This is a genomic window from Hoeflea sp. IMCC20628, from assembly GCF_001011155.1.
In the GTDB taxonomy this organism is placed as follows: Bacteria; Pseudomonadota; Alphaproteobacteria; order Rhizobiales; family Rhizobiaceae; genus Hoeflea.
The window spans coordinates 2,374,679-2,391,861 of record NZ_CP011479.1; the positions used below are offsets into that span (position 1 = coordinate 2,374,679).

The following is a 17,183-nucleotide window of genomic DNA, read 5'->3' on the forward strand; positions in this document are numbered from 1 at the left end:
GTTGATTGCGACAGCGGCACGACGCGTCTCAGCGTTTGCCGAGCCAGTGTTCTATCCGGTCGAGCGCGGTGGTCATGTCAGCGTGACTGCCGGCATAGGAAAACCGCATGAACCGTGCACCGTCTACAGGATCGAAATCCCTGCCCGGCGTTGCCGCGACATGAATGTCGGCCAGCATCTGGTGGGCAAAGGCCATGGAATCGTTGGTATGTCCCGACACATCCACCCAGGCGTAAAACGCGCCGTCCATCGGCGCTGCAAACGGCAAGGCAAGTTCCGGCAGACGCTTGGCCAGCAATGATCGGTTTATCTGGTAGCCGGCGCGCACTGCTTCCATCTCGGCGATGCCAGCCAAAGCGGCCTCTGCCGCTATCTGCGACAATTCCGGCGGGCTGATATAAAGGCTTTGGGCCAGGCATTCGACCGGCCGCACCAGATCTTCGGGCAGCACCATCCAGCCGATGCGCCAGCCGGTCATGCAGAAATATTTCGAGAATGAATTGATCACCACGGCGTTATCGGAGACCGACAGGGCGGTTGTCTCCTCGCCACTCCAGGTCAGGCCATGATAGATTTCATCAGAAATGAAGGCCACGCCGCGCTCGGCGCACCAGGCATCGAGATCTGTGATGGCCTGTCTTGAATGCACCGCGCCGGTGGGATTGGCCGGGCTGGCAATCAGCACGCCTGCTACCCGGGCGCCGGCTTCGCGTTCGGCGGCCTCGATGGCTGCGGGCGTCAGCGCGTGTCCGGTGTCCGCCCCGACCGCGATCTCGACAACCTTGAGACCCAAGGCGGACAGGATGTTGCGGTAGGCAGGGTAACCGGGCCGCGTGATGACCACCAGATCGCCGGGATTGAAGAGCTGCAGGAAAGCCAGATTGAACGCCGCCGAGGAACCGGTTGTCACGGCGACGCGGCGCGGATCAAGCTCAATGCCATATTGGCTCTGGTAACGGGTGGCGATCGCCTGACGCAAGCTCTTGAGGCCAAGCGCATCGGTGTATCCCAAACGCCCGGCTTCGAGCGCACGAGCGGCGGCAGTCAGCGCAAGTTGAGGCGCGGGATGCGCCGGCTGGCCCACCGCCATGGAAATGACGTCATTGCCTAAGCTTTTGAGCCGCGTTGCTTCGGCCAGAACGTCCATGGCGTGAAACGGCTCGACCGACGGTTTACGCTGAATTGTCAAAACCAAACTCCCTGATTGAACCAAGCGGCGCTAGGCCACAAGACTGGCCGCAATACTACGGCTAGCCTGCTGCAACACCTTCAAAATCTACTGATCGCATCGGATGCGAACGATGTCAGCGGCGCATGGCCGCACAAATGCCCGATTGTCGTGGCCTTCACAAGAGCGAGAGCCTAGTGTCTTGTCTGGCTCATACGATTGATTTTCCAGACTTAGCCACTACCTTTCATATCAATGACGAGGACATCAGCAGACATGGTGAAAATCCGAGCTACACCAAAAGGGATAGTCCGCCGGACCATTGGCACGTTGACGGCCGCACTGCTTTGTTGCGCGCAGGTCTTGCCAGCCAGTGCCCAGAGCAATGTCGCAGTTGTGCGCGACGCGGAAATCGAGACCCTGCTCAAGGACTACGCCACACCGGTGCTCAATGCCGCAGGTCTGAATGCAAGCCGGGTCGAGATTGTTCTGGTCAATGATCCGGGTTTCAACGCGTTCGTTGATGGCCAACGCATCTTCGTCAACACCGGCGCTCTCACCGCAGCAGCCGTACCCAACGAGATCATCGGAGTCATCGCACATGAGGCCGGCCATCTGGAAGGCGGTCATCAACAAAGGCTGCGCGAGCAGATTGCCACGGCCCGCACTCTGGCTATTGTCGGCAGCCTGCTCGGTGCCGGCGCCATCGCCGCTGGCAGCATCGCAGGAAGTTCCGGAGGCGCGCAGGCCGGTGGCGCGTTGATTACTGCCGCACCGGGACTGGCGCAGCGAAACCTGTTGAGCTACCGGCGTTCTGAGGAAATGAATGCCGACCAGGCGGCCGCGCGCTACCTCGACGCCACCAAGCAATCCATCCGCGGCATGCTGACAACCTTCGAACGCTTTTCCCAAAGCCTGTCGCTGTCGGGCATCCAGGTGGACCAGTACCAGATCAGCCATCCGCTGCCGCGTGAACGCATCGCGTTGCTGGAGGAACTTGCGCGCAAGAGCAAATATTTTGACGCGCAGGATCCGAAAAGACTGAATGAACGGCACCAGTTGATGCGGGCCAAGATTGCCGCCTATTCGGGTGGAGCCGCTGCCGTTGCCCGATTGTTTTCCAAGGACCGGGGTTCTCTGGCCGCGCGCTATGGCGACGCAATCGCCACCGACCTTTCCGGCAATTCAGCGGCGTCGCTGAAAAAACTGGATGCCTTGATCAAGGAACAACCCAAGAATCCGTATTTTCATGAGTTCCGCGGCGAAGTCCTGATCAAGCTGCGAAAAAGCGACGAAGCGATCGATGCGTTCGCCAAGGCAGCCAAGCTCGATGCTGCCCGATCGCCGTTGATCCGGGCGCGGCTGGGATTTGCGCTCGTGGCTTCAGGCAAGCCGGCCAATATGGGCCGCGCCATTGAAGAATTGCGCGCATCGCTGCAGGGTGAACCTGAAAACTATGATGCCTACAGGCATCTCTCCCAAGCCTATGGCCAGACAGGCGATATCGCGAACGCCGAACTGATAATGGCGGAGGGCAATTTTCGCGCCGGCAATTTGAGAGAAGCCAAGGTATTCGCAGCCCGCGCCTTGCAGAAGCTGCCAAAAGGTTCGACCAGCGCGCGCCGGGCCAACGACATCTTAACCATCGGGAAATAGAACATCCTGCAGAGCAAAACCCGCCCGCCAAGGGCAGGCAAGAGGAGCAACCGACATGACATTTCATCCCCGCAAAGGCCTGCTGGCCGCCCTTCTCATCGGCATGTCAACGGCATTGCCGCTGCCTGCTGCTGCCCTTGACGACAGCCAGAAAAAGGAATTTGGCGCTTTCATCCACGAGTATTTGCTAGCCAACCCGGAAATCATCGAAGAGATGAGCCAGGCGCTGGAAATCAAGAAGGAAGCTGAAAGCCGGGTCATGGCCCAGGCCGCGATCAGCAGCAACGAGGACGCAATTTTCCGCGCGCCGGAAGACATCGTACTGGGCAACCCCGATGGCGACGTTACCGTGGTCGAGTTCTACGATTACAATTGCAGTTTTTGCAAACGCGCCATGAACGACATGGTGGGTCTCCTGGAAAAGGACCCGAATGTCCGTTTCGTGCTGAAAGAATTTCCGATCCTGGGCCCGGATTCGCTCGCCGCGCACCGGGTCGCCATGTCGTTTCGCAAGCTCGCACCGGAGCATTATCGTGACTTCCACGTCGCGCTGCTGGGTGGTGATGTCCGCGCCACCGAAGCACATGCCATTGAAGTCGCCACCGGGTTCGGCGTTGACGCAGCGGCTTTGAAAGCCGGTATGGACGATCCGGCAATTGATCAGTCAATCAAGCAAACCTATGAACTCGCCAACGCTCTTGGCATTTCAGGTACGCCTTCATTCATCATCGGCGACGAAGCCGTTTTTGGCGCCGTTGGCGAGGAAACGCTGCAAGCCAAGATCACCAATATGCGCCAGTGTGAAAGCACGGTTTGCTAGCAGACGCGCAGACTGGTTCGAGCAGGGATCAGACCCAATCGCTTGTGGACAATCGACCAGGTCGGGAGAAAGCCGCCCACGCCGATTGGCAAGCAGTGTATGACTGAAGGTCAAACCCTCCCGGCGCGCGGGGTTAAGGTCTATTCACAGCCCGGCGCTCACCGAAGACTTGTCAGGTGGCAGTGCGGGGCTGTAAAGGGACGGACAATTGGCGTGGCGGCTCAACGACCGCCTGCAACAACAAGACAGAGGCAATAATCCGATGGCAACACGAAAACCGTCGATTGACCAGGATCTGATCCGGGATCTCGCAAATATCCTCAACGAGACCGATCTGACCGAGATCGAGATTGAACAGGATGACCTGCGTGTCAGGGTGAGCCGTGCGGGATCGCCTCAGATGATCCATGCGCCGATCGCGCAGCAGCAAGTGCCGGCACCGGTGGCGCAGGCCCCGGCCGCACCGTCAGCGGAAACAGTTGCCGCAGCCGCTGCAAAATCCGCCAACACGGTGACCGCGCCGATGGTCGGCACTGTCTACATGTCGCCTGCGCCCGGATCGAAGGCTTTCGTGGAGATCGGCCAGATGGTCAAGGAAGGTCAGACAATCCTGATCATCGAAGCCATGAAGACGATGAACCAGATACCCTCGCCGCGGTCCGGCAAGGTCGTCAACATCATGGTCGCTGACGGTGACCCGGTGGAATTCGCCGAACCGATGATTGAGATCGAGTAAGTGAGTCAGGCCATGTTCTCCAAGGTTCTCATTGCAAATCGTGGCGAAATCGCACTCAGGGTGTTGCGGGCCTGCAAGGAGCTCGGCATCAAGACCGTCGCGGTGCATTCAACCGCCGACCAGGACGCCATGCATGTGCGCCTGGCCGACGAGAGCGTTTGCATCGGCCCACCGCCATCACGCGACAGCTATCTCAACATTCACCAGATCGTTGCGGCCTGCGAAATCACCGGTGCCGACGCGGTGCATCCGGGCTATGGCTTTTTGTCCGAAAACGCCAAGTTCGCCGATATTCTCGATGCGCATGGCATCACCTTCATAGGCCCGACCGCAGACCATATCCGCCTCATGGGCGACAAGATCACCGCCAAGAAAACCGCTGTATCGCTAGGCATTCCTTGTGTCCCGGGCTCTGATGGCGAGGTGTTCGACGTCGAGCAGGCTATCAAGGTTGCCGAGGAAACCGGTTACCCGGTGCTGATCAAGGCAACCGCTGGCGGTGGCGGCAAGGGCATGAAAGTGGCCAACAATGCCGAAGAACTGTCGGAAGCCCTGACAACGGCGCGATCCGAAGCTCTGGCAAATTTCGGCAATGATGCCGTTTACATGGAAAAATATCTGGGCAGGCCGCGTCACATCGAGGTTCAGGTTCTTGGTGATGGCGAGGGCAATGCGGTCCATCTTGGTGAACGGGATTGTTCATTGCAACGGCGACACCAGAAGGTCTGGGAAGAGGCCAATTCACCTTCGCTGAACGAAAATCAGCGGATGGAAATTGGCGAGATCTGCGCGGTAGCAATGCGTAAGCTGAAATATCGCGGCGCCGGCACCATCGAGTTTCTCTATGAGAACGGCGAATTCTTTTTCATCGAGATGAACACCCGCTTGCAGGTGGAACACACGATCACAGAGGCGATCACCGGCATCGATCTGGTCAACGAGCAGATCCGCATCGCTTCGGGCGGCGGACTTTCGATGACCCAGGAAGACATCCGGTTTCATGGTCACGCCATCGAATGCCGTATCAACGCCGAAGATCCGAACACGTTTGTCCCCTCACCCGGCACAATCACCCATTACCACCCGCCCGGCGGCCTTGGCGTCAGGGTCGATTCCGGCGTCTATCAGGGCTACAAGATACCGCCCTATTACGACAGCCTGATCGGCAAGCTGATCGTACACGGGCGAACCCGGGTGGAATGCATGATGCGGCTGCGACGGGCGCTCGACGAGTTCGTCGTCGATGGCATCAATACCACGATCCCGTTGTTTCGCGATCTTCTTGCCAATCCGGACATCGCAAATGGTGACTATGACATTCACTGGCTGGAAAAGTTTCTTGCGGCCAAAGCAGGAAAATAGGCTTCTCCTGACAATCGTTCAGGGAGCCTGAGCTTTGCAGCGCGGCGCGCACCTCCAGATCACACCTGACCTGTTGCTGCGCGCCTATGCCTCGGGCCTGTTTCCGATGGCCGATTCGGCTGATGATCCGGAGATCTTCTGGGTCGAACCGGAAATCCGCGGCGTGGTGCCGCTCGACAACTTCCACATTCCCAAGCGCCTGGCCCGGACTGTGCGGCAACAACCCTTCGAGATACGGGTCAACACCGCTTTTGACGAAGTAGTCGCTGCCTGTGCAGAGAGTGTTGAAAACCGGCCCTCCACCTGGATCAACGCAACGATCACGGGGCTTTACAGCAGCCTTCACCAACTGGGTCACGCCCATTCGGTCGAGGCCTGGAGTGACGGGAAACTGGTGGGTGGGCTTTACGGCGTCTCGCTGCGACGGGCATTTTTCGGCGAAAGCATGTTCAGCCGCGCTACTGACGCCTCGAAAATCTGCCTGGTGCATCTTGTCGAACGTTTGAGTGAGCGCGGATTCGTGCTTCTCGACACCCAGTTCACCACCGACCATCTCAAACGCTTCGGTGCAGTCGACATTCCGCGCCAGGACTACGCCGAACTGCTGGCGGAGGCGCTCGACGGGCCAGATCTGCCGTTTTCCGACCCACTTTGATTCCCCACAGATCAACCTCGTCCGAAGCGGAACCTTAACGGACCGAGCGCGTTGGAGTTGCGAAGGGTACTTGACCTTACAGGAGATCTCCACGTGACATTGACACGACTTTTGCTTGCCTCAACCGCCATAAGCCTTGTTGGTATCGGCTTTTCCCACGCTGCACCGTACAGCCAGTCCCGCGTGCTTGACGCACCGAAATCGGCATTCAGCAGTTCTGTGACCAGAGTGCAGTTGAGCGTCGGCGACGCAGCAGCAGCTTTGACCGCAGCACAGACACGCTTGGCCGAAGCAGAAGCTTCGGGTGGCGATGTGGCAGCCGCGCAGGCGGACGTCGCTGCGGCGCAGGCCGAGCTTGGAGCAGCCAGCGCCGCCGCTGAAGCTGCCCCTCCTGCCCCGGAAGCTGAAATCCCCGTACCCGAAGCTCCCGCCGCGTCGGAAGCAGCCGAGACTGCGCCAGAAGCGGCCCCGGCTGAAGCAGCCCCCGAACCTGCAGCAGTGGCTGAACCGGCTGTCGAAGAGGCCCCCGCACCAGAGCCTGCAGAAGAAGCGCTCGCGCCCAAGGTAGAAGAACCGGCTGAAGAGCCGGCGAAGGAAGTGGCTCCCGTTGAAGCAGCACCGGAGGTGACGCCCGCCCCGGCTGCAGAGGCGGCACCTGAAGCCGCTGTCGAGGAAACCGCACCTGAAGTAGCTGCCCCAGAAGCGGAAGCCGCACCTGAAGTACAGGTCGAGGTGCCCGTGGAAGCAGTTCCCGCTGCACCTGAAGCACCGGCCGAAGCGGCTCCCGCTGCGCCAGAAGCAGTCACGCCGGCACCGGCACCGACCGAAGCAGCCCCCGAAACAGAGGCGGCGACCGAGAAGCCTGTTCCCACTCCGGAAACCAAACCTGCAGCGTCCGAGGAAGTTCCTGCACCGGATGCAGCACCGACGCCGGCTGCAAAACCCGCAGCGTCGGAGGAAGTCCCTGCACCGGATGCAGCACCAACTCCGAAAGCAAAACCCGCCACGACTGAGGAAGGTCCTGCCCCGGAAGCAGCACCGACTCCAGCTGCAAAACCTGCAGCCCCTGCGGCGGAAACCGCACCAGCCGAAGCTGCTGAGGAATCAAAACCCGCAACACAGGGTGATGGCCAGCAGACCGACGGCGCTGCCGCGCCTGTGCCGGAAACCGACGGCGCTGCCGCGCCTGTGCCGGAAGAGGTGCTGAACCTGCCGGTGCAAGATGGCGCTCCGGTGCTCGACAGCGCCAAGGAAAAACCTGTGAAGGGCGACAAGCCGTCCACTGCGCCTGCTGCATCCAACGAGCCTGCTCCACCACCGCCTGCATCAGACGAAGAAGCCCAGGCACCGGCACTGAGAAGCGCTCCTGCGCCGGAAGCGATGTCAGAGCGTGGCGAGCGCGTCAAAGAGCGGCCTGCGCGTGAAGCCCAGACAGATGTGACCATCATCAACCAGATCGACAACCGCACCCTTATTGAAGTCGACAACCGCACCATCATCGAGCATGACGAGCGCGACCGGCTCCGTGCGGGCAGCGAGGAAGTCTATTATGAACAGCTGCGCGGCGGACGGGTGCGTGAAGTCATTGTCCGTCCAAATGGCGTGCAACTGGTGACCATTACCAACCGCTGGGGCGATGTGGTGCAGCGCAGCCGGGTTATGCCGGACGGACGGGAATACGTGTTGTTCTTCTCCAACGCCAATAGCGATGGTTCGCGTGAAGCCTTTGTCGATCCGGGTCGCGCGCTGCCACCGCTGCGGCTGTCTATTCCGATCAACGAATACATCCTTGATTCAACCGACGCTGAACCATCGGCCTATCTGGAGTTCCTGATGGAGCCACCGGTCGAACAGGTCGAGCGCCTGTACACGGTGGAAGAGGTAACCCGGTCTGCCCGGCTGCGTGACAAGGTTCGCCGGATCGACCTTGATTCGCTGACCTTCGAATTTGGCAAGGCGACCATCGCCGAAGACCAGATCCAGCGGCTCTCCGATGTTGCCGACGCCATGACCGATATACTCGGAAACAACCCGGCCGAGACCTTCCTGATCGAAGGCCACACCGATGCTGTTGGCAAGGATGAAGCGAACCTGGTGCTGTCAGACCGTCGCGCAGAAACCATCGCGGTAGCACTGAGCGACGTGTTCGGAATTCCGCCGGAAAACATGGTGACGCAGGGTTATGGCGAACGCTATCTCAAAGTGAGCACCGAAGCGCCTGAACGGTTGAACCGAAGGGTTACCATTCGCCGGATCACCCCGCTGGTCACGCCTGTCGCATCACGTTGATGCGGCGGCAGGTCAACTTGCCCCGACTATGAAACAAAACACCGCGCGTTCGATCGAACGCGCGGTGTTTTCAATTTGACTATGGGATTTGCCGTGGCGGCGGCCTGATCGATCTCAGTTGCCTGAGGGAGCAGGAACCTCGGAGACCTGTTTGCATTCTTTCAGCCAGACGTCATAGACCGCATGATCGACCGCATTGAGACCGGGCGAATCAGCAAACATCCATCCAGTGAACAGGCGCCGGATCTTGCGATCGAGAGTTATTTCGTCAACTTCGACAAAGGTTGTGGTTTTCGGCGCTTCGGTCTCGTCACGGCTGTTGCACACGCGCGGGGTCACCTGAAGCGCGCCAAATTGCACAGTCTCGTTGACATAGACGTCGAACGTGGTGATTCGACCGGTGATCTTGTCGATTGCGGAAAACACCGCCACGGGATTTTCGATGACTGCCGCTGCAGCCGGAACTGCCGCGCCGGTGAAAATCGAGACGGCGACAAGAATCGGGCTTACGTTCCTGGCAAAAATGTTGGCTTGGTATGTCATCTGCTTCACTCGTCACAAGGCCCGACCCGGACCGGTCCCGGCATGTTTCGGATCTCGATACTAACCCGCTGCCGTCAAAGAAGCCTTAACCATGAATTGTGGCATGGTCGCGCCAAAGACGTGGCAGCTTGTCAGGATTTTGGTGTCCAGGCGTCATAGTCGCCGGTCACATGCGGACGGGCGCCCTGATTGAGGATGGAACCCTTGGGTCGGTAAGCGCGGCCGGTGCCTGTCAGGTTCGGCTGATGCGCCTTTTCCCAGGTTTTCGCTGCATAGTCCTCGGACGCAGGCGACACATCAGTGCGGTGATGCATCCAGCCGTGCCAGCCTGGCGGTATGGTGGAGGCTTCGGATGGACCGTTGTAGATCACCCAGCGGCGGGTCCGGCCTTCGGAGTCCGAGCCGCCTTCATAATAGACATTACCCAGCGCATCTTCGCCGACACGATTGCCATGTCGCCAAGTATGGTACCTGGTTCCCAGGGTTTGCCCGTTCCACCAGGTGAATATCTGAAGCAGTAGCGTCTTCATGAAAGCCTCTCGTCCGTGGCCCGGCGGCGATGAGTATTCAGCCGCGTCCTGTCCCGCCTTATGGCCCGCTGGATCAATATTGTCCAGTACCGGGCAGCCTGTGCTCAGGCCAAATTCATCTTGAAACCGACATGGCTGGCGACGAATCCGAGCCGTTCATAGAACCGGTGCGCGTCAATCCGATCAGCGTTGGACATCAGTTGAACCATTGTCGCGCCCTCGGCCCTGGCCTGCGCGATGGCATGGGTCATCATCACCTGGCCGATCCCGTTGCCACGCATATCACTGCGGGTATGCACCGCCTTGATTATGAAGCTTGATGCGCCCTTGCCGGTCAGCGCGACAATCAGCGTTGTTTGGAACGTGCCGACAATCTCGCCGGCACGGACTGCAACATAGAGTGTGTCATTGGGACTGGCCGCAATCCGGTCGAAAGCCGTGAGGTACAGCGGAAAATCGGCAGGATCGGCGCTGTCGCCGTGCCCGACCAGCGTTTCCTGGGCCAACATGGCCGCTATTGCGGCAACATCCCGGCGCATTGCTATCCGGATTTCAACCCCGGTCACGTCATCAGACTTTCGGTTGCGACAGGGTGGCGACGGAGAACAAGACGCTGAACTGCTCGCACCAGATGACAGCCGAACCCCAGTCATTGATATCGGTTCCATCAGGGATGACATAGCTCTGGTCGCCCTTGTTGCCCTTGAGCGGCCCCAGAGACAGCCATTGGCTGGCGTTCACATCGGCAGATTTTTTCGGATCGGGATCCTTGACCAGCCAGACCTCGAGATCCGGGCCGTTGGTAACCTGGAACTCGGTAAAACGCAGCAATGCGCCGCCACCGTCGGCCACCAGAATTTTGGCTGACCCGGAGCCACGATGCGCACCATCGGCATTTCGAAACTCACCTGACCGCGCTTCGCTGAGGACAAAGCCCGAAGGCAATTGCTCATTGACCACACGGTCAATGAATGAAGGCGAAAAAACATACCAGAAAGCATTCCCGGCGATAAATCCGACAATGAAAACCGGGATGGCAATTTTGTAAAATCGTATCATTCACCCAACCTGAACATTGGCATTTGCGGGGGTGTTTCTAACATGGCTTACGTCGAGTGTCGTAAGGTAAGGTTGCAGATACCACCCCCAGAAATAGTACATTACAATTGACGTTCCGACAGGGCGCGCAGCAAGCAGGTTTGCAAGCATCAGCCACCGCTTGCCTACACGGAGAGTTGCTTGGTCAGGATCATTGCCGGAATGCCGGATTCTCCCTTGCCGCAATTGTCGGTGTGTCCGGTCTCGGCCAGCTCATGCGCCTTGTAAAAGCCGATCGCCGGTTCGTTGCCGGGGTCGACCTCGACACTGAGGCTTTTCGCATCGGGAAAACAGGTCTCGATCTCGGCGAACAGATCGCGGCCAATGCCCAATCCCTGACATTCGGGCCGAACATAAAGCTGGTGCAATGACACCACTTTGGTTCCGGGCGCATAGCTGGCAAAGGCGATGCCGCCGATCAGCTTGCCGTCATCTGCCACCAGATATTCACCGCCCGGCTTGTCTAGATTGGCCTGGATGGCCGCTTCGGAATGCCACTCGGCGATGATCTCCTCGACCTTGGCAGCCCCATAAAACGGCGCATAGGTCGCCCTCCAGGTATCCACGAGCACATTGCGGATGGCATCAATGTCTCGGGCAGAGGCGGATCGGACAAAAAACATTGGCAGTTTCCTCAAATTGTCACGGCGAGACGACCGTCGTCAGCGGTTCGGCGAAGCAGGCCGGTTTCATATGGAGATCAATCAGCGGTCAAGTGAACGCACACCCTCCGGCAGATGGTGCGTAAAGCCTGCCGCGACAAGGGTGCCGAAGGCAGTTCGCACCGCAGGCGGAATTGTTTGGCTGGCCTGAAAACCATTTTCGGCATAGGCGGCCATGCGCCAGACATCCCCGACCATTTCGGAAATCAAAGCCTCGAATGGGTGGTGATCGGTCGGTTGCGCCGCCAGATCATGCGCGGGCGCGGTGATCATTGACGTTGCCTCGGGCCAGGCGACCGCCAGCGTGGCGCTGACCCGGCGCCGTGTCTGCGGCTTCGTCACCCAGATCACCCGCCCGGCAGCTGCAAGCATGGCGCGGACGAAACTGATGTTCTCGGCGATATTGGTGGATTCCTGTTCAAGGCTGATGGCCGCAGTGGGCACGCCGAGTGCGATGGCGCGTTCAGCGAAGGCCTGCGCTTCCGAGTTCGCATACAAGCCGCGGGTCCAGTTGCCCGAGGCTCCGGTAAACACAATCTTCGGCGCCAACCCACTCAGAAACAGTTCGGTGCAGCGGTCAGCCACCCGCAAGTCGTAACTGCCAAGTCCTATGATCGCGTCGGCGGCTTCGAGCGGCGTCCCGGTGTCGTGATAATCCCAGAGAATTTGGGCATTCCGCATCACCAGGGCGTCGCTGATGGCCATCGGTGCTGTCAGTCCTCGATGCCGAGCTTGGTCTTGACCAGTTCCTGCACGGCTTTCGGATTGGCCTTGCCGCCGGTGGCCTTCATCACCTGACCGACGAACCAGCCAGCCAGGGCCGGTTTGGCCACGACCTTGGCCACCTGATCGGGGTTGGCGGCGATGATTTCATCGACAGCCTTTTCGATGGCGCCGGTGTCGGTGACCTGCTTCATGCCCCTGGCTTCGACGATCTCGGCCGGGTTGCCGCCCTCGTTAAAGACGATCTCGAACAGGTCCTTGGCGATCTTGCCGGAAATGGTGTCGTCCTTGATCAGATCCAGAATGCCGCCAAGCTGAGCGGGCGAAACCGGAGTCTCTTCAATGCCTTTGCCGGCTTTGTTCAAGCCGCCCAGCAAGTCGTTGATGACCCAGTTGGCGGCGGTCTTGCCGTCACGCCCGGCGGCCAGTTCCTCGTAATAATCGGCAATCGCCTTTTCCGAGACCAGGATTGAAGCGTCGTAGACCGACAGGCCCATGTCACGCACCAGGCGCGCCTTCTTGTCGTCAGGCAATTCAGGCAGATCCGCCTTCAACGCGGCGACATAGGCATCGTCGAATTCCAGCGGCAGCAGATCGGGATCGGGGAAATAGCGATAGTCATGCGCATCTTCCTTCGACCGCATCGAGCGGGTTTCGCCCTTGCCGGGATCAAACAGCCGGGTTTCCTGGTCGATGGTGCCGCCGTCTTCGATGATGGCGATCTGGCGGCGGGCTTCGTAGTCGATGGCCTGACCGATGAATCGGATCGAGTTGACGTTCTTGATCTCGCAGCGGGTGCCGAAATCGCCGCCGGGCTTACGCACCGAGACATTGACGTCGGCACGCATCGAGCCTTCGTCCATGTTGCCGTCGCAGGTGCCGAGATAGCGCAGGATCGACCTGAGTTTGGTGACATAGGCCTTGGCCTCGTCAGCCGAGCGCATGTCGGGTTTCGAGACGATCTCCATCAGCGCCACGCCGGAGCGGTTGAGATCGACATAGGACATGGTCGGGTGCTGGTCGTGCATCGACTTGCCGGCGTCCTGCTCCAGATGCAGCCGCTCGATGCCGATCTCGATGTCCTCGAAATTGCCCTTGCGGTCCGGACCGACCGAGATGATGATTTCGCCCTCGCCGACAATCGGATCCTTGAACTGCGAAATCTGATAGCCCTGCGGCAGATCGGGATAGAAATAGTTCTTGCGGTCAAACACCGAACGGTTGTTGATCTGCGCTTTCAGGCCAAGCCCGGTGCGCACGGCCTGAGCGACGCATTCCTCGTTGATCACAGGCAGCATGCCTGGCATTGCCGCGTCAACCAGACTGACATTGGAATTGGCGGCATTGCCGAATTCCGTCGAGGCGCCCGAGAACAGCTTGGAATTGCTGGTCACCTGAGCGTGAACTTCGAGACCAATGACAATCTCCCAATCGCCGGTGGCGCCAGCAACAAAGCGCTTGGGTTCAGGGGTGCGGGTATCAACGAGGGTCATGGCAGGCTCATTATTCTGGAAATTTCGATACCCCGTCCGGTAGAACAAAGGCGGACGAACTGCAAGACTTTCCAGCCATCACTGCGTCTGGCGAGCGATAAAACCACCTGCGAAATGTTTGACCGAGATCAATGCGACCCCGCTGGCGGCATGCGATTCTTGCATCAACGCCAAAGAGGAGTGGTTCATGAGCACGTTCGATTATTTCAGCCGATTGACCCAGCGCGCCGACCTGATGGACGGCATGATGAACAAGCTCAAAGTTGTTGACGAGATGAAATCGATGCCGGGCCACGCCGGAGTTTTGCGCCGTGCGGCCAACCGTTGCCTGACTTGCAACCAGCCTGATGCCTGCCAGCAGTGGCTGCTGGATGAGCCAAATCCTGATGAAGCGCCAGGTTTTTGCCGCAACCATGACCTTTTTGAGCGGGTAACTTCAAAGCTCGATATCGAGAAATCACCCGACGTCTGAATTGCAGATCCCTCTAGGCAGAGCTCGCTTTGCCCAACTGAACAGCCCGGACTGGCCTCCCGCCTCCGGGTCTTTTTTTGTCTGCAAACACCGCTGCTCAAATGCCGTAAAGGCCATCCTCATCGATACCGGGTTCGACCGGTTCTGTGCCGGGGTAAAATTCCCTGATCATCTCGACCTTGTCGATGTCTTCATCCAGTGGTTCGGAATAGGTGACAAAATAGGCCTTCACACGGTAGCCCAGACGCTTGTAGAGCCGGATCGCGCCGGCGTTGCGGGCATGGGTGTCAAGCCGGGCGGCAGGATAGCCACGTTCCCTGATACCGGCCTCAATGGCTTCGAGCACGACAGTGCCGATGCCCCTGCCCTGAAACTCCGGATGAACCCAGAGGTCGGTGATGAAGTCGTCGGCCTTTTCACACGATCCCCACCCGGCCAGATCGCCGTCCCATTCGCCAACCAGAATGTCGGGCCAGTGGGCGGTGCAGAATTCGTAAAAGGCTTCCTTGGCGTTTTCACGCAACCGGTCGGCATCCTCGCCCCAGACCCGGATTGCCTTCTCCCACGCAGCCAGCCCGATCCAGGCAAGATCCTGCGCTTCAGCGGAACTGGCAGGCCGGATTGTCAGCATGAATACGGCTCCGTCAGGTGATGACTACGCCCAAGGGCGCGGTGGTTGGTATGACTGTCGCCGGAATTGCGCGGTTCATCAAGCCCTGAGGGATTTTATGGCGTGGTTGTGACGGCGTGTGCGACGTGTCTTCAAGGCAATGATGCAACACCGGCAGTCTTTCTGGGTGTTGAATATCGCGGTCAAACTTGATCCTCCTGAAGGCTTCTCTTATCCTGAACAGATCCATCAACGGAGCCTTTATGTTCTCTTCGAACGAGTCCCGGTAAGGGGCCTGCCCGCGTACAAAACGCCGCGCACGGCCCGTCAAAAACATGAAACCGCTGACGTCATTGATGTTGGCTGATGTTTTTGCGCGCTCACACGAGCGCTATCCCGGACACGAAACCAATGGATATTTCCCGCGCCGAACAGCGCATCTTGCACCTGCTCGCCCAGGGCGGCAGGATCGAACTCACCCGCAATGACGCCAGGAAGATCGCCGACGCCAAGCTCATCACCCGTGAGGGCTGGCTGTATGGCGGACTTGATCTCGAAATCTTCCGCAAGCTCAAGCGCAGACGTGCCATAAGCTCGCGCAAGGGACAGCCTTACGGCGTCACCCGACGCGGCCTGGAACTGGTCCGATCGCAATTGAACAACAGGTAACCGCAAAGCGGCGCCTTCGGGCGCCGCTTTATCGCGTCAACCTACCACCAACGCTTCGCCTCGAACCGGCCAGCGGCCTGTTCGATCACGTGGGCGGTCTTGAACAGGGTTTCTTCCTCGAACGGGCGGCCGATCAGCTGCAGGCCGAGCGGCAGACCCTTGGGGTCGAGACCGGCAGGCACGGCGATGCCCGGAAGCCCTGCCATGTTGACGGTGACGGTGAAGATGTCGTTGAGATACATTTTCACCGGATCGCTGGCCAGGTTCTCGTCGCCAACGGCAAAGGCCGAGGACGGGGTGGCGGGCGTCAGGATGGCGTCGACGCCAGCTGCAAAAGCCAGTTCGAAATCGCGCTTGATCAGGGTGCGGACCTTCTGGGCGCGCAGGTAATAGGCGTCATAATAACCGGCCGAGAGCACATAGGTGCCGATCATGATGCGGCGCTTGACCTCCTGGCCAAATCCTTCGGCGCGGGTCTTTTCATACATCTCGGCAATGTCCCTGCCGGGCACCCGCAGACCGTAGCGGACGCCGTCATAGCGGGCCAGGTTGGACGAGGCTTCGGCAGGTGCGACAATGTAATAGGCCGGCAGCGCGTATTTGGTGTGCGGCAGTTCGATGTCGACGATTTCGGCGCCTGCTTCCTTGAGCCAGGCGATGCCCTGCTGCCAGACGGCGTCGATCTCTTCGGGCATGCCCTCGATGCGGTATTCACGCGGGATGCCGATCTTCAGGCCCTTGACCGAACCGCCGAGTGCGGCTTCGTAGTCAGGCACCGGCAGATCGACCGAGGTGGTGTCCTTGGCGTCGACCGAGGCCATGGATTTAAGCATGATCGCCGCATCGCGGACATCGCGGGCAATCGGACCTGCCTGATCGAGCGACGAGGCAAAGGCTGCAATGCCCCAGCGCGAGCAACGGCCATAGGTCGGCTTGATGCCGACCGTGCCGGTAAACGCCGCAGGCTGGCGGATCGAGCCGCCGGTATCGGTTGCGGTGGCGCCGGCGCAGAGCAGTGCGGCAACAGCGGCAGCCGAGCCGCCGGAAGAACCGCCGGGCACCAGATTGGCGTTGGAGCCTTCAGCACGCCACGGGTTGATCACCGGGCCGTAATAAGAACTCTCATTGGACGAGCCCATGGCGAATTCATCCATGTTGAGCTTGCCCAGCATGACCGCGCCATCGGCCCAGAGATTGGCCGTGACTGTGGATTCGTAGCGCGGCTCAAAGCCGTCGAGCACATGGCTGCAAGCCTGGGTGTGGACGCCTTCGGTGGCGTAGAGATCCTTGATGCCGAGCGGAATGCCTTCCAGCGCGCCGGCCTTGCCGTCGGTGCGGCGGGCGTCGGAAGCCTTGGCCATGTCGCGGGCCTTGTCGGCAGTAACCTTGACATAGGCATTGATCGCCGGATTGGCGGCATCGATGGCCGCCAGATAGGCATCGGTCAGCTCGAGGCTGGAAAAGGTGCCCTTGCTCATTTCGTCACGGGCTTCGGCGATGGTCAGACGGGTCAGGTCGGTCATGCGGACAACTTCTTTTCAAAGAACCGGGAATATCCGGCTTCAGGGTCATCAAGGACGGCGCCACATTCGGTGAAGCCAAGACTTTCACAAAGCCGGACGGCGGCGGCAAGCGGAACCAGATGCGCGATCTTGTGCGGCAACGGCGTTTCGTTTGCGACCAGCGCCATCATAAGC

At 59.6% G+C, this 17,183-nt stretch carries 19 protein-coding genes; 8 read left to right on the top strand and 11 right to left on the bottom strand.

The annotated features are described in order from the left end of the window. Window positions 1–28: 28 nt before the first annotated feature. Window positions 29–1,147, bottom strand: coding sequence for an aminotransferase class I/II-fold pyridoxal phosphate-dependent enzyme (locus IMCC20628_RS11250; protein ID WP_047032475.1), 1,119 nt, complete (start codon window positions 1,145–1,147; stop codon window positions 29–31). 384 nt (window positions 1,148–1,531) lie between these two features. Between IMCC20628_RS11250 and IMCC20628_RS11255 the strand changes: the two genes are divergently transcribed. The 6 genes from IMCC20628_RS11255 (at window position 1,532) to IMCC20628_RS11280 (ending at window position 8,686) form a co-directional block, all read left to right on the top strand. Beyond that, complete coding sequence (locus tag IMCC20628_RS11255) at window positions 1,532–2,824, top strand: M48 family metalloprotease (protein WP_245307920.1); 1,293 nt, start codon at window positions 1,532–1,534, stop codon at window positions 2,822–2,824. 55 nt (window positions 2,825–2,879) lie between these two features. Continuing rightward, entirely contained in the window at window positions 2,880–3,644 is a 765-nt protein-coding gene (locus tag IMCC20628_RS11260) for a DsbA family protein (protein WP_047030298.1), read from the top strand. Between the two features lie 262 nt (window positions 3,645–3,906). Next, window positions 3,907–4,380, top strand: a complete 474-nt coding sequence (accB, locus tag IMCC20628_RS11265; RefSeq protein WP_047030299.1) for an acetyl-CoA carboxylase biotin carboxyl carrier protein — start codon at window positions 3,907–3,909, stop codon at window positions 4,378–4,380. A gap of 12 nt (window positions 4,381–4,392) precedes the next feature. Beyond that, window positions 4,393–5,742, top strand: coding sequence for an acetyl-CoA carboxylase biotin carboxylase subunit (gene accC / locus IMCC20628_RS11270; RefSeq protein WP_047030300.1), 1,350 nt, complete (start codon window positions 4,393–4,395; stop codon window positions 5,740–5,742). Between the two features lie 34 nt (window positions 5,743–5,776). Then, window positions 5,777–6,397 carry a leucyl/phenylalanyl-tRNA--protein transferase gene (gene aat / locus IMCC20628_RS11275; RefSeq protein ID WP_047030301.1) on the top strand — a complete coding sequence of 207 codons (621 nt, stop codon included), beginning with the start codon at window positions 5,777–5,779 and terminating at the stop codon, window positions 6,395–6,397. A 93-nt stretch (window positions 6,398–6,490) separates the two neighbouring features. Next, window positions 6,491–8,686 (top strand): OmpA family protein, encoded by a 2,196-nt coding sequence (locus IMCC20628_RS11280; protein WP_052766393.1) that lies wholly within the window; start codon window positions 6,491–6,493, stop codon window positions 8,684–8,686. A 114-nt stretch (window positions 8,687–8,800) separates the two neighbouring features. On the opposite strand, the gene IMCC20628_RS11285 is transcribed toward IMCC20628_RS11280, so the two are convergent. The 7 genes from IMCC20628_RS11285 to gatB form a co-directional block, all read right to left on the bottom strand. After that, window positions 8,801–9,229, bottom strand: coding sequence for a DUF2155 domain-containing protein (locus IMCC20628_RS11285; protein WP_047030302.1), 429 nt, complete (start codon window positions 9,227–9,229; stop codon window positions 8,801–8,803). Window positions 9,230–9,360: 131 nt separating this feature from the next. Beyond that, window positions 9,361–9,759: an NADH:ubiquinone oxidoreductase subunit NDUFA12 gene (locus IMCC20628_RS11290; protein WP_047030303.1), complete on the bottom strand. Its 399-nt coding sequence runs from the start codon at window positions 9,757–9,759 to the stop codon at window positions 9,361–9,363. A gap of 104 nt (window positions 9,760–9,863) precedes the next feature. Beyond that, window positions 9,864–10,298 (bottom strand): GNAT family N-acetyltransferase, encoded by a 435-nt coding sequence (locus tag IMCC20628_RS11295; protein WP_245307921.1) that lies wholly within the window; start codon window positions 10,296–10,298, stop codon window positions 9,864–9,866. 31 nt (window positions 10,299–10,329) lie between these two features. Beyond that, on the bottom strand, window positions 10,330–10,818 hold the full coding sequence (locus IMCC20628_RS11300) for a DM13 domain-containing protein (protein ID WP_047030305.1): 489 nt from the start codon (window positions 10,816–10,818) through the stop codon (window positions 10,330–10,332). Window positions 10,819–10,982: 164 nt separating this feature from the next. Next, a complete protein-coding gene (locus tag IMCC20628_RS11305) occupies window positions 10,983–11,480 on the bottom strand; it encodes a GNAT family N-acetyltransferase (protein WP_047030306.1) in 498 nt (165 codons plus the stop codon). An 81-nt stretch (window positions 11,481–11,561) separates the two neighbouring features. Continuing rightward, a complete protein-coding gene (locus IMCC20628_RS11310) occupies window positions 11,562–12,224 on the bottom strand; it encodes a YdcF family protein (protein ID WP_047030307.1) in 663 nt (220 codons plus the stop codon). 8 nt (window positions 12,225–12,232) lie between these two features. After that, window positions 12,233–13,735 (bottom strand): Asp-tRNA(Asn)/Glu-tRNA(Gln) amidotransferase subunit GatB, encoded by a 1,503-nt coding sequence (gene gatB, locus IMCC20628_RS11315; protein WP_047030308.1) that lies wholly within the window; start codon window positions 13,733–13,735, stop codon window positions 12,233–12,235. A gap of 118 nt (window positions 13,736–13,853) precedes the next feature. Between gatB and IMCC20628_RS11320 the strand changes: the two genes are divergently transcribed. Beyond that, window positions 13,854–14,207 (top strand): DUF6455 family protein, encoded by a 354-nt coding sequence (locus IMCC20628_RS11320; RefSeq protein ID WP_047030309.1) that lies wholly within the window; start codon window positions 13,854–13,856, stop codon window positions 14,205–14,207. 97 nt (window positions 14,208–14,304) lie between these two features. On the opposite strand, the gene IMCC20628_RS11325 is transcribed toward IMCC20628_RS11320, so the two are convergent. Beyond that, window positions 14,305–14,838 carry a GNAT family N-acetyltransferase gene (locus tag IMCC20628_RS11325; protein WP_052766394.1) on the bottom strand — a complete coding sequence of 178 codons (534 nt, stop codon included), beginning with the start codon at window positions 14,836–14,838 and terminating at the stop codon, window positions 14,305–14,307. 390 nt (window positions 14,839–15,228) lie between these two features. Here IMCC20628_RS11325 and IMCC20628_RS11335 point away from each other — a divergent pair, with 390 nt between their 5' ends. After that, window positions 15,229–15,486 carry a YjhX family toxin gene (locus IMCC20628_RS11335; protein WP_047030311.1) on the top strand — a complete coding sequence of 86 codons (258 nt, stop codon included), beginning with the start codon at window positions 15,229–15,231 and terminating at the stop codon, window positions 15,484–15,486. A gap of 41 nt (window positions 15,487–15,527) precedes the next feature. Here IMCC20628_RS11335 and gatA read toward each other — a convergent pair whose 3' ends face one another. Continuing rightward, window positions 15,528–17,009 (bottom strand): Asp-tRNA(Asn)/Glu-tRNA(Gln) amidotransferase subunit GatA, encoded by a 1,482-nt coding sequence (gene gatA, locus IMCC20628_RS11340; protein WP_047030312.1) that lies wholly within the window; start codon window positions 17,007–17,009, stop codon window positions 15,528–15,530. Next, the gene (locus tag IMCC20628_RS24700; protein ID WP_245307922.1) at window positions 17,006–17,179 is read right to left on the bottom strand and encodes a hypothetical protein; all 174 of its coding nucleotides are present in this window, start codon (window positions 17,177–17,179) and stop codon (window positions 17,006–17,008) included. The genes gatA and IMCC20628_RS24700 overlap by 4 nt, the downstream gene beginning before the upstream one ends. Window positions 17,180–17,183: the final 4 nt, after the last annotated feature.